The 14,834-nt window shown below is 55.3% G+C and carries 12 protein-coding genes; 5 read left to right on the top strand and 7 right to left on the bottom strand.

The window, feature by feature from the left end; all coding sequences use genetic code 11:
- Positions 1–28 precede the first annotated feature (28 nt).
- From ACN08Y_RS01880 to ACN08Y_RS01860, 5 genes are all read right to left on the bottom strand, one after another.
- Complete coding sequence (locus ACN08Y_RS01880) at positions 29–949, bottom strand: dihydrodipicolinate synthase family protein (RefSeq protein ID WP_419111677.1); 921 nt, start codon at positions 947–949, stop codon at positions 29–31.
- Positions 950–1,001: 52 nt separating this feature from the next.
- Positions 1,002–1,868, bottom strand: a complete 867-nt coding sequence (locus ACN08Y_RS01875; protein ID WP_419111676.1) for an ATP-binding cassette domain-containing protein — start codon at positions 1,866–1,868, stop codon at positions 1,002–1,004.
- Positions 1,865–3,844 (bottom strand): dipeptide/oligopeptide/nickel ABC transporter permease/ATP-binding protein, encoded by a 1,980-nt coding sequence (locus ACN08Y_RS01870; RefSeq protein ID WP_419099091.1) that lies wholly within the window; start codon positions 3,842–3,844, stop codon positions 1,865–1,867. Before ACN08Y_RS01870 ends, ACN08Y_RS01875 begins: the two co-directional genes overlap by 4 nt.
- Positions 3,845–3,846: 2 nt before the next feature.
- Entirely contained in the window at positions 3,847–4,800 is a 954-nt protein-coding gene (locus tag ACN08Y_RS01865) for an ABC transporter permease (RefSeq protein ID WP_419099092.1), read from the bottom strand.
- A gap of 189 nt (positions 4,801–4,989) precedes the next feature.
- Positions 4,990–6,591: an ABC transporter substrate-binding protein gene (locus ACN08Y_RS01860; RefSeq protein ID WP_419099093.1), complete on the bottom strand. Its 1,602-nt coding sequence runs from the start codon at positions 6,589–6,591 to the stop codon at positions 4,990–4,992.
- A 285-nt stretch (positions 6,592–6,876) separates the two neighbouring features.
- Here ACN08Y_RS01860 and ACN08Y_RS01855 point away from each other — a divergent pair, with 285 nt between their 5' ends.
- The 4 genes from ACN08Y_RS01855 (at position 6,877) to ACN08Y_RS01840 (ending at position 10,700) form a co-directional block, all read left to right on the top strand.
- A complete protein-coding gene (locus ACN08Y_RS01855; protein ID WP_419111675.1) occupies positions 6,877–7,677 on the top strand; it encodes a FadR/GntR family transcriptional regulator in 801 nt (266 codons plus the stop codon).
- 227 nt (positions 7,678–7,904) lie between these two features.
- Positions 7,905–8,789 carry a MetQ/NlpA family ABC transporter substrate-binding protein gene (locus ACN08Y_RS01850; RefSeq protein WP_419111674.1) on the top strand — a complete coding sequence of 295 codons (885 nt, stop codon included), beginning with the start codon at positions 7,905–7,907 and terminating at the stop codon, positions 8,787–8,789.
- A 194-nt stretch (positions 8,790–8,983) separates the two neighbouring features.
- Positions 8,984–10,042: a methionine ABC transporter ATP-binding protein gene (locus ACN08Y_RS01845; protein ID WP_419099096.1), complete on the top strand. Its 1,059-nt coding sequence runs from the start codon at positions 8,984–8,986 to the stop codon at positions 10,040–10,042.
- Between the two features lies 1 nt (position 10,043).
- On the top strand, positions 10,044–10,700 hold the full coding sequence (locus tag ACN08Y_RS01840) for a methionine ABC transporter permease (RefSeq protein ID WP_419111673.1): 657 nt from the start codon (positions 10,044–10,046) through the stop codon (positions 10,698–10,700).
- A gap of 149 nt (positions 10,701–10,849) precedes the next feature.
- Here the strand turns inward: ACN08Y_RS01840 and ACN08Y_RS01835 are convergent, their stop codons facing one another.
- A complete protein-coding gene (locus tag ACN08Y_RS01835; protein WP_419099098.1) occupies positions 10,850–11,371 on the bottom strand; it encodes a hypothetical protein in 522 nt (173 codons plus the stop codon).
- A gap of 42 nt (positions 11,372–11,413) precedes the next feature.
- Entirely contained in the window at positions 11,414–12,139 is a 726-nt protein-coding gene (locus ACN08Y_RS01830; RefSeq protein ID WP_419111672.1) for an HAD family hydrolase, read from the bottom strand.
- A 493-nt stretch (positions 12,140–12,632) separates the two neighbouring features.
- Between ACN08Y_RS01830 and ACN08Y_RS01825 the strand changes: the two genes are divergently transcribed.
- On the top strand, positions 12,633–14,834 hold the full coding sequence (locus ACN08Y_RS01825; protein ID WP_419111671.1) for a hypothetical protein: 2,202 nt from the start codon (positions 12,633–12,635) through the stop codon (positions 14,832–14,834).

Below are 14,834 nucleotides of genomic sequence, written 5' to 3'. Positions count from 1 at the left end.
TCCCTTCAGTGGGTGTGCTAAACCCGGCCTAGAGGAGCCCCGTTGAGGCAAGGATAGCGCGAATCCGCTCTGCCTCTTCGGACCCTAGTGTCTCCATGGGCTGAGACATTGTGTTTGATTCAATGACTCCCATGATCTGTAGTGCGGTCTTGAAAGCACCCAGGCCAGCCGCTCCGCCTGAGACGCTGGGGGTCTGAACGAAAACAATGTCAAAGAGCTTGGCTAGGCGGTCCTGCTCCTGGCGGGCGCTCTCCCAATCCCCGGCCTGAGCCGCATCAAAGAGACGACGGTAGCCTGCAGGGTCAACGTTGCCTAGGCCCGGTACGAGGCCTGCCGCACCTGAGAGCAGAGCACCGTCGCAGACCACCTCATGACCTGTAAAGGCGGCGAAGCCCTCAATATCAGCGGTTGCAAGCGCGAGCTGGCGGAAAGCAACGTCATCACCGGATGAGTCTTTAACACCGGCAATTACGCCGTCCTTGGCCAGCTGAACCAGCAAGCCCAGGGGGAGCTTCTGCTTGGTGCGTACCGGAACGTCGTAGGCGAAGACCGGTACATCTACAGCATCAGCGATAGCGCGGAAGTGTCGGTCTTCTTCAAAGGTATTATCTACAGCGTAGAACTGGCTGGTGACCACAATCGCGTCGCCACCAATAGCAAGCAGGCGCTGGGCTTCGTCAATAACACGGGCTGTGGTCATGTCGTTAACTCCGACAATGAGAGGGACTCGCCCTGCAATGGTCTCTACACAGGTGCGGAGCACTTTTTCTCGCTCAGCATTGGTTAGGTAAAGCACCTCAGAGGATGAACCCAGGGCAAAAATACCGTGTGAACCGCCTTCGATCAGGTGGTTAATCAGTCGCTCCAGGGAGCCCAAATCGAGGGTGCCGTCGGCGGAACGGGGAGTTAGAAGTGGCGGGATAAGGCCGGAAAAAAGCGGGGAGCTCATGTGATTCTTCTCCTGGAATATTAAATTATTGAGTTGAAAGCCGCTGTCTCTTTTAGACGTGGAGCAGAGTGGGTGCAGCCCCTAAGAGGGTGCGGGTGTAATCCTGGCTGGGGGTATCAAAGACCTGTTCGGCGGTCCCCTCTTCGACGATGTTGCCCTTGTTCATGACGCAGATACGGTCTGAGACGTAGCGAACGGTCTGGATATCGTGGGAGATGAAGACCATACCCAAGAAGAGCTCTTCTTTAAGGTCTGAGAGCAGGTTGAGCACCTGGGCACGCACTGACACATCCAGCGCACTGGTGGGCTCATCGGCCACAATAATCTTGGGTTCCAGAGCCAGGGCGCGGGCAATTGCTACGCGTTGACGCTGACCACCAGAAATCTGGGAGGGCAGAGCATCGGCGGCGGAAACGGGTAGACCCACCAGCGCCAGGAGCTCACGCACTCGGCGGTCACGGCCTGACTTATCGCCAATGCCGTGCACATCAAGGGGATCCTTGAGGATGTCCTGGATGGTCATACGGGGGTTGAGCGCAGTGGCCGGGTCCTGGAAGACGATCGAGACATCGGAACCGAACTCTTTACGCAGGGCAGCATTGCGCTTGAGCACGCTCTTACCCTTGAAGAGGACGTCACCGCCGGTGGGCTTTTGCAGGCCCACAATCACAGAGGCCAGGGTGGATTTACCACACCCAGACTCACCGACCAGGCCGATGGTTTCACCGCGGCGAACCGTGAGGTTTACCCCGTCAACAGCCTTGACGATAGTGGGCTTGAGAATACCGCCACTACGGGCTCGGTAGTGAACCTGGACGTCCTTGAGCTCAATGATGGGCTCATTGACACGGCTCACTGCAGCCCGGCCGGTGGTATTGAGCAGGCTCTTGTCTTCGGGGGTTACAGCTGGGTTGCTCATGCTGTCTCCTGTGCGGTGGTGAGGTGGGATGCCCAGAGGTGGTCGCTGTCGCCTTCAACAGGCGTGAAGACCAGCTTCTGCTCGGGGTCGGCATCGGGTCGAAGTGAACGGGGTGCAAAGCGGTCCCCTGCTGAGAAATCTGAGGGTGAGGGCACGGTACCGGGAATCTGGTAGAGCCGTTCTGCCCCGGACTCGATAGAAAGCACTGCTCCCAGAAGGCCGCGAGTGTATTCATGCTGGGGGTTGGTCAAGAGCTGGCTGGTTGCGCCGGCTTCTACAATCTGGCCCGCGTACATAACCGAGATGCGATGGGCTACCTGGGCTACCAAGGCCAGGTCGTGGGACACGAAGATCATGGCGAAGCCCAGCTGCTCACGCAGCTCATTGAGCAGGTCGATTACTTCTGCCTGCACGGTTACATCGAGTGCGGTGGTGGGCTCATCGGCAATAACCAGCTTGGGGGAGCGGGAGAGTGCCATGGCGATGAGAACACGCTGACGCTGACCACCAGATAGCTCATGCGGGTAGGAGGCTAGAGTACGCTCCGGGTCAAGTTTGACCAGGCGGAGGAGTTCTTCGGGGCTCTTGCGGCCGCCACGGCGGGTGAGCTGCTCCATCTGGTCCTTGATCAGCATGGAGGGATTCAGAGAGCTCAGGGCGTCCTGGTAGACCATGGAAATCACGGCACCGCGGAGCTTCTGGAACTCGGCTTCGCTGGCACCGACCAGTTCCTGACCTTCAAAGAGGACGGAGCCGGTGATCTTGGCCTTACGGTCAAGTAAGCCGATGATAGCCAGTGAGGTGATGGACTTACCGGAACCTGATTCACCGACCAAGCCCATAGTTTGGCCTTCGGTGACGGTGAAGGAAACGCGGTCAACCACGGGGGTGTCGCCAAACCGCTCAGGGAAATAGATAGAAAGGTCTTTGACCTCAAGTATGACTCGAGCTGAAGGATCTGCCATGAGGCGGTCTTCTCTGCGGCTTTCAGTCATTTTGAGTTTTTGCAGAACAGTTTCAAGCTCAGCGCTAGCCTTGCGGTCACGTACGGTTAGGGCCGCAGATGCCGCTAGAGCCTGGGCGGTTGGCTGTTCATTATTTTCTTCGATCTTGACCTTACGGCGGAGTTTGGGGTTCACCATGGCATCGGTCATGCCCTCAGAGAGTACGTTAAGTGCCAGGACGGTGAGCAAGATAACGCCACCTGCGAAGGTGGTGGCCCACCAGCCGCCTGCTAGTACGATAGCGCGACCGTCTGCGATGACGTTACCCCAGGAAGGCTCAGGGGGGCGTACACCGGCGGAGAGGAAGGACAGCGAAGCCTCCAAGATAATAGCGTCGGCCACCATAACGGTTGCAAAAACAAGCACCGGGGCGATGGTGTTGCGTACCACGTGCTTGAGCAGGATGTAGAAGCGGGGGGCACCCATAACGCGCTCTGCACGGACGTAGTCCTCGTCCCAGGCTGCCAGCACCTGGGCGCGGACAACGCGGGCTAGCTGCGGGGTGTAGACCACCGCAATAGCGAAGATAATAGTCCCAACAGAGTTGCCCAGGGAGGCCAGCAAGACAGCGGCCAGAGCGATACCGGGGAAGGCCATGAGCACATCCATGATGCGCATGATGACTTCTGCAACAAATTTAGAGCTGGTTGCTGCAAGTGAGCCCAGGATTCCACCCATAATCAGTGCCAGGGCAACAGCGCCGAGGCCTACCTGCAGGGAAGCGCGGGCACCGTACATGAGGCGGGAGAGAATATCGCGGCCCTGACGGTCGGTACCAAAGAGGTACTCAGAGTTGGGTGCACCAATCGGTGCGCCGGTGGAGGCTAGCGGATCGTGAGGAGCTAGCCAGGGTGCCAAGAGCGCAACCAGGGCGATAAGGGCGATGAATGTGAGAGCTAGCTTTGAGCTAGCGGGGAGCGCCTTGAATCGGATGCCCGGTGCTGAGAGGCGTTCTGCGAGTCCGCTACGCATGATTAGACGCTCCTGATTCGTGGGTTGATGAGCAGGTAGAGCAGGTCAACGACAATGTTGACCAGAACAAAGGTGATGGCGATGGTTAGTACAACGCCCTGGACAAGGTTGATGTCGTTACCGGTGATACCGATAAAGATGAGGTTGCCCATGCCATTGAGGGAGAAGATCATCTCGATGACGACCGCGCCGCCCAGGAGGTAGCCAATGCGCAGGCCCAGCACGGTGACCGGGGTGATGAGGGCGTTACGGAGTACGTTCTTGGTAATAACTTCCTTGCGGGGGACACCGTTACCGATAGCGGTGCGCACGTAGTCCTTGTCGAGTTCTTCCACCATGGAGGTACGAACGGTTCGGGTCAGCGATGCGCTGACGGGCACAGCAAGAGCCACTGCCGGAAGGAACATGTGCAAAAGCCAGGTGCCAAATCCGCTACCTGCCGGTGCGGAACCACCTGTGGGGAACCAGCCCAGGCCCAGAGCAAAGTACTGAATCATGAGGATACCCAGCCAGAAGGAAGGAGTGGCGATGGAGGCCATGGACAGCACACGGATCAGCTGATCGGGCCAGCGATCGCGGTAAAGGGCGGCAACAACGCCAAGGACCAAGGAAGCCACAGCAGCGATGACGACCCCCAGGAAGGTCAACTGCAAGGTTGTGGGGAAAGCGACCTTAATCTGGTCAATAACAGGCTGAGCGGGTGGGGTAGTCATACCCAAATCAAAGTGAGCTAGCCGTGCCAGGAAGGCAAAGTACTGGACATAGAGCGGGTCATTGAGACCGTGCGAGTCTCGGTAGGCTTCTTTAGCTTCTTCCGATGCGCCTTCGCCCAGGGCAATAGTGGCGGGGTCACCAGGAGTGAACTGGAGAATGATGAAGACAAGAAGGGTAACGCCCAAAATCATGATGGGCAGGGCTACCAGGCGTCTGCCGAGGAGCCTAAGAAAGTTTGACACGGAGAGTCACTCCCTGCAAGAGAAAGAACGAGGTGGGTGTGGCTAGCGCACGGTGAGGCGCCAGGGCTGGCTGAGCCTGCCCGCTACCGGCCTAGGGGCCGGGCGGGCAGGCAACCAGGTGCTCAATGAGCGATTACTGTGAGCGGTTCAAATCATGTGTGGAGGGGGAGCCCGCTCACGGATCCCAGGCTAAGCCTGGGTGGTGCCGACATTCAGGAATGACAGGCCGGTCGTGGGGAGCGGCTTGAAGTCAACCAGGCTGTCGGTAGCCCACGCGGTGGGCAGCTTGCGGTGGAAGAGGGGGTAGAGGGGTACATTCTCTGCCACGATGTCCAGGCAGGCCTTCCAGTCGGGCTTCTCTGATGTGACCGCGGCAGACATTGCGCTCTGCAGGGCGGCGTATTCAGGGGTGGAGGACCAGCGGAAGCGCTTCTCAGGCCAGGTAGCACCGCGGTACCACCAGGACAGAAGCAGGTCGGGGTCATTGCCGAAGACTGAGGGATCGCCGGGGGCCAGGACCACATCGAAGTCGCCGCTATCGACAAAGTCGGAGTAGAGGGAGGAAGACTGTGAGTCTTCTAGGGCAACCTCAATACCGGCATCTTTGAGGGATTCCTGAACCAACTGGGCGCACTGCTTGACCCAGTCGTGGTCGGTGGTGCGCAGGGTGATGGAGAGCTTATCCACACCTGCATCCTTAAGGAGCTGCTGGGCCTTGGCCTTGTCATAGGTGTAGACGGTGGAAGCCTCAACATAGTCGGGGTGCTCCTTCTGCAGGAAGGAGGTGGCTGCGGTGGCGTTGCCCAGCAGACCGGTGGAGATGACCTTGTCCATGTCGATTGCGTAGAAGAGTGCCTGGCGGACTTCCTTCTTGTCGAAGGGAGCCTTCTGGCAGTTGAACATCATGAAGAGCAGACCGAAGGACTGAACTGACTCCACGGTAACGCCGTTGGTCTTTTCCAGGACCGGGATATTGTCGTAGGGCACTGACTCGATAGCCTGAACTCGCTGTGAGCTCATGGCGGTGACGCGGGCTGAAGATTCAGAAAGAATGAGCCACTTCATGGTCTTAGCCAGGGCAGGGCGGGGGCCGTTGTAGTCGTCGTAGCGTTCAAAGGCAATGTGGTCACCCTTGGTAGCTGAGACAAACTTGTAGGGGCCTGAGCCAATGGGCTTAGCACCGAATGCTTCAAGGTCGGCACTAGCGCTGGCCGGCATGATGTTAACCAGGGAGATACGGTCAGCAAAGAGGGGGAAAGCCTGGTTGAGCTTGAACTCTACGGTGCTGTCATCGACTGCGGTTACCCCGTCGATGAAGTAGAGGAACTGGCTAAAGAGAGATTCCTCGGAGGTGTAGAGCTTAAAGGTTTCAACGACATCCTTGGCAGTAACTGCTGCACCGTCGTGGAAGGTAGCACCCTCTCGGAGGCTGACGCGATAGGTGGTTTCGTCAACAACTTCGGGGTCACCGGTTGCTAGTGCGTTGTAGCGTTCACGGGTTGCCGGGTCCAGACCGTAGAGGCCTTCGAAGATGTGCAGGTTGGCTGCGAAGGGAGCCGCACCCGATGCCTGAGAGGGATCGAAGGTGGTGGACACATCGTAGGCAATTGCTGCGGTGATGGAGCCGTCTTTGTTTTCTTTGCCAGCGGCTGAGCCGGATGATTGGCTAGATGAGCCACCGCATGCGGCAATGGATGCGGCGAAAGCTGTTGCTGCGCTGATTCCACCGGCGATTTTGAAAAAGCTACGGCGGGAGGTATCAAATTCTTTTACCTGGGTGAGCTGTGACATCTATGTCGCACTCCTTCGGGCTGCGCTCCTGGTAGGGAGGGGGTGATAAAAATAAGGTAGAGGTAGGATGTCCTACCTATATCTTGTATGGTAGTGATGGGTATCCAAATCGGTCAAGCTGGGCAGGAAAAGTCATCAAAATATGACGCCACCCTCTTACCTTGCGGATGGAAACTGTCCCTGGGTGGCAAGGGCTCCTACAGTAGTAGAAGGATCCGGTGGAAGTAGTCCTGCCGGATAGTGTTTTGGGTGCCCTCAATATCAACACACTGAAAAGAGCACGTTATGAACAGCCACGACTCTCTTCCTCCCGCCCCATACGTCCCTGACCTTGGTTTTCTCCACCCTGAGGGGGTGCGCCGCAGCGCCGCGCAGAAACGCCAACAGCAGCTCCAGAATGAGATAATTTCGCTAATTTTTAAGCGGCAGTTAGGCCAGGGGGACCCCCTGCCCAGCGAACAGGAACTGATCGATGAACTAGGTGTGGGGCGAAACTCCATTCGTGAAGCTCTTAAGGTTCTAGAAGCGCTGGGGATTGTGGAGGTTCGCCACGGCTTTGGAACCTTTGTCGGTGGTCAGGTCCTTATTTCTATGGCGCGAGGCCTGAGCTTTCGAGGCTGTTTAGCGCTCTACCACGGTGGCCAAGAGGCTCTGGAACTGGTGGAGGTCCGGGAGGCTCTTGAAGTTGGATTGTTACGCGCCGTTATTCCGGTGATGACCGAAGAACAGCTCCAACGTGTCAAACAGTCCTATGACGCAATGGAAGAAAGCGTCCACAACGGGGTCTGGCTGGCAGAATCAGATCAGTCTTTCCATGCTGCTATCTTTGCGCCCTTGGGTAACGAATTGCTGTCCAAACTACTGGATATCTTCTGGCAGGTTTACAACAATATTGCCGGCCTACTCGATACCGTTGCCCCACTGGATGAAGCACAGACCTGCACCCTGCTGGAGGCCCACCTGCGGCTCTATGAAGCTATTAGGGACCGAGATGCCGATGCGGCAACCGAACTGATGAGAGAGCACTTTGTGGGTATCCGCGAGAGACTGACCTCTTGGCAGGCCAACTGGTTGGCAGAAGGCTAACTCCTATATACCTTTTATGACGCACTGTTACGGTGTAACTTTTTGTTGCTTACAGATAGGTGAAATATGACCCAATTTTGGGCTGATTTCTAGCCTGACCATTGTGGAGTGTTCTAATAGAAGAGTCGCTGAAACCAGCGTCCGAAACCACATCAGCCAACAGCCCCCGGTAAACCGCTGAATCGTGGCCGCACCCATCAATTTTCCCAACAGAAAGATTCATAGCCGTGAAGAAATTTGTTGCCACTTTGGCTCTCGTACCCCTCGCATTTGGTCTTGCAGCCTGCGGCTCATCATCAGACTCAGCGTCTCCTGCCTCCGCTTCATCAGCCGATGATGTTATCAAGATCGGTGTTGTCGGCGCATCTGACTCCAACGCCAAGCTGGTCGAAGTGGCCAAGGCTGAGGGCATCAATATCGAGATTATTGAGTTCTCCGATTACACTCAGCCCAACCCCGCGCTCAGTACCGGTGAAATTGACCTCAACTGGTTCCAGCACATCGCTTACCTCTCCAACTACAACGTTGAGGCCAACGACAACCTGCAGATTGTTGGCCCCACCGTGATCTACCCCATGGCTCTCTTCTCTGAGAAGCACGATTCCATTTCTGCACTGCCCCAGGGCGCTGAAATCGCTATCCCCAACGACACCGTTAATGAAGCTCGCGCTCTTCTTCTGCTTGAGGCTAACGGTCTTGTGTCCTTCACCAAAGACACCGATTCACCCACCGTGGACGATGTAGACACCGCTGACTCTAAGGTTAAAGTCACCCCCGTTGATGCAGCTCAGACCGTTCTTGCTCTCAAATCAGTGGATGGTTCGGTCATCAACAATGACTTCCTGAAAGATGCTGGGCTTAACCCCAAGGACGCTCTGGCTCAGGACGACCCCGCTAACGACAGCGCTCGCCCCTACGTCAACCTCTTCGTCTCCCGCGCAGATGACGCTGATAACGAAACCTACAAGAAGATCGTAGAACTCTTCCACAGCGATGAGGTTCTGGCAGCTGTCCAGGAAGAGACTGAGGGAACCGCAGTTGAGGTTAACACCGATATGGCAGACCTGCGTTCAACCCTTGCCGACCTGGAAGCTAAGAAGCGTAAGCAGTAGTCCTCGGTTTTAATCACACAGCGTGATGCAGGCAATAAGGGCGGCAACCAACTTGGGGTAGGCTAGACCTTTTGCCCCTCCGGGGCAGAATGTTGGACTAGGCTAGGGCGGTTGCCGCTTTACCTATTCCTGTTTCCCCTGAGGTTTCTCCGTGATGGGGTAGCTGCCCTCCCAAACCTTACAAAGAAGAAGAGATGACCCAACAACGAGCAGTATCAGACAACCAGGCCTCCGAGCCTATGGTTGTGCTGAAGAAGGTGACCAAAGAGTTTAAGGTCGGTAAGAAGACCGTTACCGCAGTAGACGATGTTGATCTGACCATCAACAAAGGCGAAATCTTCGCCATCATTGGTTACTCCGGTGCCGGTAAATCGACCCTTGTTCGCCTGATTAATGGCTTGGAAAGTATCACCAGTGGTTCTTTGACCGTGGATGGTCTAGAGATTGCCGGTAAGCGTGAGTCCCAGCTCCGCCAGGCCCGAACCAACATTGGTATGATTTTCCAGCAGTTCAACCTCATGCACTCTCGCACGGTGGCGGGTAACGTCGAGTTTCCCCTGATCGTTGCGGGCTGGGATAAGGCTAAGCGTACTGCCCGTGTAGCGGAGCTCCTAGAGTTTGTGGGTCTTTCGGATAAGGCTAAGAACTACCCCGATCAGCTTTCAGGCGGTCAGAAGCAACGTGTGGGTATTGCCCGTGCTCTAGCGACCTCTCCCTCACTTTTGCTGGCTGACGAGTCAACCAGCGCCCTTGACCCTGAGACCACCGCTGAGGTCCTTGAGCTGCTCAAGAAAGTCAACAGGGAGCTGGGTATCACCGTTATTGTGATTACCCACGAGATGGATGTTGTCTCATCTATCGCTGACCGTGTGGCTGTCATGGAGAAGGGCAGGGTCGTTGAAAGCGGCAATGTCTACGACGTTTTTTCGGCTCCTCAGACCGTCACCGCCCAGCGTTTTGTGGGTACCGCGGTCAAGTCTCTTCCCGTTGGTGCCCAAGCCGCTGAACTTAAAAAGCGTCACCGCGGGTACCTCATTAATATTGAAATTACTGAGGGTAATAAGGGTATCGGTAAGGTCCTTTCTTACCTGGGGAGCCGCAATGTTTCCTTCAACATTGTGCAGGGTGGATTGGAGACCTTGCAGGGTAAGAGCTACGGCAACCTAACTCTTGAACTTCTTGGCGATGTAACCAGCTTGGACGCTGTTATCGCTGAACTTAAGACCGTCACCCGTGTGCAGGAGGTCCGCTAGCATGGACGCAACATTTATTAACGGCAAACTGCTCCCTGCCCTGGGTGATACCCTCTACATGGTCAGCTTCACCATGCTGGTGGCCGGTGCGCTGGGCCTCTTCTTTGGGGTCTTGCTGTACACCACCCGCCAGGGCAATATCTTGGCTAACCGCTGTGTCAACATTGTGCTGAATATTGTGGTGAACGTTGTCCGCCCTATTCCCTTCATTATTCTGTTGGCGGCTTTGGGGCCGCTCACTCAGGCTATCGTGGGGACCCGCTTGGGCGTGAACGCCGCTATCTTCGCTATGGTCTTTGGCGCAACTTTTGCTATTGCCCGTATCGTTGAGCAGAACATGGTCTCTATTGATCCTGGCGTGATTGAAGCGGCCCGTGCAATGGGGGCATCAAAGCCCCGTATCTTGCTGACCGTGATGATTCCCGAGGCTCTTGGCCCCCTGATTCTGGGTTATACCTTCTTGGTGATTGGCGTGGTCGATATGTCGGCTATGGCCGGTTACATTGGTGGTGGTGGCCTGGGTAAGGTTGCCCTGGTCGATGGTTACCAGCGCTTCAACGAGGTTGTGACCTGGAGCGTTGTTGCGGTCATTATTATTCTGGTTCAGCTTATTCAGCTGGTTGGTAATATGCTGGCCCGTAAAGTCATGCGCCGATGAGCTTGCCGGTCGTGAACAGGTAAGCGCCTGAGAAACGGCCAGCTGAGCCTTTTCTAAGCCGAGTGCCAGCCTGCTGACAGGCGCAAGAAACCCTAACCGTATATCTACCCCGCACCTCGGTGCGGGGTAGATATTTTTAAAGGTGCGTCTTACTTTTTACCGCTAATCCACGACGAATCGTAGAGATCTCCTGGGCCTTTGCCCCGCTTGTGCTCTATCTCTTTTTCCCAGAGCTGTTCGGCGTAGTCGGTGGGGCGGATAAGCCTGTCGTCGTCTACATCATCGTGATCACTCCAGGCGGCCAGCGCAAAAATACCGTAGAGCAGGGCGGCAAGGAGCAAGAAGAACATAGCCAGCTCAGCCCACAGGATAACGTAGTTGCGACGAAGGTCAGCACTTACATGGCTGTAGACTTCGGGGATGACCAGGAAGGAGATGAGCCCCAGAACGACGGCGATAGCGGTGAGTAAATGGGGCGCCCAATACCAAGGGTTCTTGGTGCGGGGCTTAGCCTGCCGGGCAGGTTTAAGCGGGGGCAGCTGCTGAGCCGGGGGAGTGGGGGTGGCCTGCGGGGGGAGGAACTCCCGATAGTAGGCGCGCTCGTCTTCGGAGAGGTCCTCAAGCCGCCTACCGTAGCGGGAGGGCTTGCTCTGGGAATCCTTGTGGTTCATGACCTGCTCCTTGCGCTGGCGGGCAAAAGTGTTGGCTCTAGTTTACTGAGGTAACCCTGTAGAAAACCAGCGCTCTACCTGTGCCAGGAGCTGGGGGTCGGTGAAGGAGTCGCAGCGGCCCACACCGGCGGTAAGCAAGAGCGGCTTATCGGTGGGTTCACCCAGGTAGACAAGGGGCTGAGTACCTGCGGCAATAGCTGCGGTGAGGCCTGCAACGGAGTCTTCAAGGGTGAGGGTCAGTTCTGGCCTTCCATCCAGACGGCGGACAGCTTCCAGGTAGATGTCGGGCGCTGGTTTGCCCTTGGCCACGTCGTCGGAGGAAACCCAGGTGGTGAGGACATCTGATAGGCCTGCGGCCCGGATTTTTGTTTCGAGGACTGGTGCTGTTGAGTTGGAGGCTACCGCTACGGGAATGTGCTGAGCCAGTTTTTTGATCAGGGCAATGGCTCCGGGAATCTCATCGACTCCGGCTTCGATGGTGGCACGTTCGGTGGCTAGGAGATCGGTGAGTACCTGCTGGTAGTGCTCCTGCTTACCCAGGTCTGTGAGGCCTGCAGGTTGGGAGAGTTCTGCTAGGCGGCGGGCAACGTCGTAGGCAGTGTAGCCGACCAGGGAAGCTTGAAGCTCAGGGGTGTAATCGACTCCCCAGCCTTTAAAGACCTGGCCTTGGATCTGTCCCCATGTGGTTTCGGAATCCAGAATGACGCCGTCACAGTCAAAGACAGCACAACGCGGTGCCCAGTCGGGGCTTAAGGAGAACTCAAACATAGTTCCATGCTCTCACATTGCTAGGCCATGGTGACAGATGGCGTACCCCAGCCATCCGGAGATATGAAAGAAAAACATGTAGAAATATTGCGTAAATCACTTTTGTTTGTTATTTTTATCTCACGCATGGTGTTGTTGTCTCACTGTTGATTACAAGGAAGTGATCGTTATGAGGAATAAAATGTTGAAGGCTACCGCAGGAGTGGTGCTTGCAGTGACGGCTATGATGGTGCCAGCACTGTAGCTGAAGCGGCTACTGTTTATTACAAAGGTAGCGCTGTGAGCTGGGATCATGGTCGTAGCTGGGGTGTGAATAGCTATTCCAATGTGCAGAGTGGAGTGTATGACCACTCAGCGACTGCTAATACCACTTTTTCAGGGTGGAAGAGGCCTGGTGTGCTTGCCTCGGCGAGCCAGTATGTTGGTCTTGGTCAAGCAACTGCTTATTGGAATTGTCGCGGCTAATTAAATAGTACAAGGAGATAATGACACCATGCGGCATACTCTTAAATATTGTGCTTGTGCTCTTGTGCTCTTACTGGCTGTAGCCAGCGCCGCCCTTTTCGCCTTGATGAGAGCAGATGCCTATACCGCTACTCTTGAAGGCTATCTAGCTGAGGGAAAACACTTTACTCTTTCCGGTGTTAGTCCTGGAAACACTGCTGTCGTACAGAGCTACCTAGAGACAGAAACTACTCGCCGGCAGGTTTTTCTGGTACGAGCCGATGACAAACTCTCAGCGGTGGACGGCTCAGCGGCGGGCACCCATTGGGGTGTCCTGGCTGATAGAGCTCATCTAACTTCTGTACCGGAACTGGACTACCTGGGCATCAGTATTTTAAACAGGGAAAATCTAACGGAGCTTCTGGCCGCAGAAGAGGGAAAAACTCTGGGTCTCTATAAGGTTTCAGAAGATACTCTGGAGACTTTACCCGAGGTCACCTTTGCTCCCGGTTTTAGCCTGGGGAAGCTGAGCGACCTAGTGGAAGAAACCGGTACTATTAACGGCTCTTATACCGTGTATGGCCTCGGTGAAGAGGAATTTGCTGATTTTGTGAGCGGTCTTTCTACCCTCACCGGTAGTAGCGAAGAAAACCTGCTGACCCCACTATCTGGTCATGCTAAGGACGCAGGTCTTCTACCTGTATTCGTTACCCTTGCGGTGCTGTCCTTAGCTCTTTTGCTGACCCTGGTCTTTTTCATCTATGTCACCCAGGGAGCAAAAGAACTGGGTACCTACCTCATTCTGGGCTGGTCAAAAACTGATTACCTGATTAATCTCTTCAAACCCATCCTATACTGCCTCCTCCCAGCCTTACTGATTACTCTCTTCGGTAGCTGGCTGACCCTCCACAGCTTTGGATTTAGCGTGGAGATGCTCCCTGCCCTCTTTTACCCCTTTGGAGCTACGGTCTTTATCACGGTCTTGAGCTTTCTGCTCTCCTCGCTGGTAGTTATTGGCATGAAGCCCATCCATGCGGTTCGGGGCTACACACCGCAAAAGCTTTTTGCCTTCATGCTGGCAGGGGCTTTTGTCGCTACCAGTGCAGGGCTTTATATCACAGCTTCCTACCTTGATGGTCCTCTCAAAGAAGTAGAGAAGACTGCTACGGTGCAGAGGGAATGGGGCCGGGTTGCCGATGAGTATATTCTTTACTCCCAAAGCGCGGGCTCTGACAGTACGAGCTTTACCGGTCAGTCCACCGAATACGCTGCAGATTTTTACCGTTGGTATGCATCGATAGAGAACGAAAGCGGTGTTTCATTGGTCAATACCTACTACGTCGATCAGCAGTTGCTTCAGCAATGGAGAGAACTTGGGGAAGAAGTACCCACCAGAGAATTCTGGTACATGGCAGCTTCCCCGAGCTACCTGCAGAAAATTGGCCTTCAGATACCGGCAGAGACTTTGGAGCGTGCCGAAGCGGGGCAACAGGTTTTTCTCCTGCCGGATCACTTTAATCAGGAGGACCTAGCTTCAATTAGCGGTTGGCTGAAAGCCGAAGCTCTGAGGAAGGGGCAAGCAGAGCAAGATATCAGCACGCCTTTTACCCAGAACCCGGTAAGTTATCTCGACAGCTATTCTCCCGGTGAGGGACTCTTTACGTGGAGCGCCGACCCCCGGCAGGACTTTCGCAGCCGGGACGTAGTGATTTACGTGGCAACCGCAGCAAATATGACCTATTTCGAATCAGAAAGTTTGGCAGCCTCCGGCCTGGCAGATAGCTATGTGAAATTGTCAGAAGAAGCCGTTAACCAGTACACATCAGCGGCCTATCTATCACGGTATGGTCTGGCAGATAATCAGCCGGTCTTTATCTCTTCTGAGAGCTTTGTTGCCGGTCTGCAGAAAAGCCTTCGGCAGTACCTTCAGCTGTTCGGCACAGTGACCTTGCTGCTGGTTCTTTTGGTAGCTGTGGCTTTGAGTGCCTTTACCGGCATTTACTCACTTCTTAACAGGAATAAGATAGCGGTGCTACGACTGCTGGGGCACTCCCTCCTCGCTTCCTTCAAACCTGCCTATCTACTGGTTATCTTGACCAACCTTGGGGGTCTAGCGGTAATGGTGTTGGCCTCCTCCCAAGTGGGTATCATTCTGGCGCTCATCATGCTGCTTGGTCAGCCGGTACTCCTCTACCTACTTGCTCAAAAATTCGCTTACTCAAACATGGTGAGCCTCATTAAAGAATCATAG

Origin of the sequence: Rothia sp. P5764, from assembly GCF_048512965.1 — a bacterium.
Classification (GTDB): domain Bacteria; phylum Actinomycetota; class Actinomycetes; order Actinomycetales; family Micrococcaceae; genus Rothia.
The sequence above is the reverse complement of the archived record's forward strand: the minus strand, read 5'-3'. Positions and strand labels throughout refer to the sequence as shown.

Excerpts from the sequence above, each read along its gene's own strand:
- ACN08Y_RS01880 (WP_419111677.1), bottom strand. The coding sequence starts at position 949 with ATGAGCTCCCCGCTTTTTTCCGGCCTTATCCCGCCACTTCTAACTCCC.
- ACN08Y_RS01875 (WP_419111676.1), bottom strand. The coding sequence starts at position 1,868 with ATGAGCAACCCAGCTGTAACCCCCGAAGACAAGAGCCTGCTCAATACC.
- ACN08Y_RS01870 (WP_419099091.1), bottom strand. The coding sequence starts at position 3,844 with ATGCGTAGCGGACTCGCAGAACGCCTCTCAGCACCGGGCATCCGATTC.
- ACN08Y_RS01860 (WP_419099093.1), bottom strand. The coding sequence starts at position 6,591 with ATGTCACAGCTCACCCAGGTAAAAGAATTTGATACCTCCCGCCGTAGC.
- ACN08Y_RS01855 (WP_419111675.1), top strand. The coding sequence starts at position 6,877 with ATGAACAGCCACGACTCTCTTCCTCCCGCCCCATACGTCCCTGACCTT.
- ACN08Y_RS01845 (WP_419099096.1), top strand. The coding sequence starts at position 8,984 with ATGACCCAACAACGAGCAGTATCAGACAACCAGGCCTCCGAGCCTATG.
- ACN08Y_RS01840 (WP_419111673.1), top strand. The coding sequence starts at position 10,044 with ATGGACGCAACATTTATTAACGGCAAACTGCTCCCTGCCCTGGGTGAT.
- ACN08Y_RS01835 (WP_419099098.1), bottom strand. The coding sequence starts at position 11,371 with ATGAACCACAAGGATTCCCAGAGCAAGCCCTCCCGCTACGGTAGGCGG.
- ACN08Y_RS01830 (WP_419111672.1), bottom strand. The coding sequence starts at position 12,139 with ATGTTTGAGTTCTCCTTAAGCCCCGACTGGGCACCGCGTTGTGCTGTC.
- ACN08Y_RS01825 (WP_419111671.1), top strand. The coding sequence starts at position 12,633 with ATGCGGCATACTCTTAAATATTGTGCTTGTGCTCTTGTGCTCTTACTG.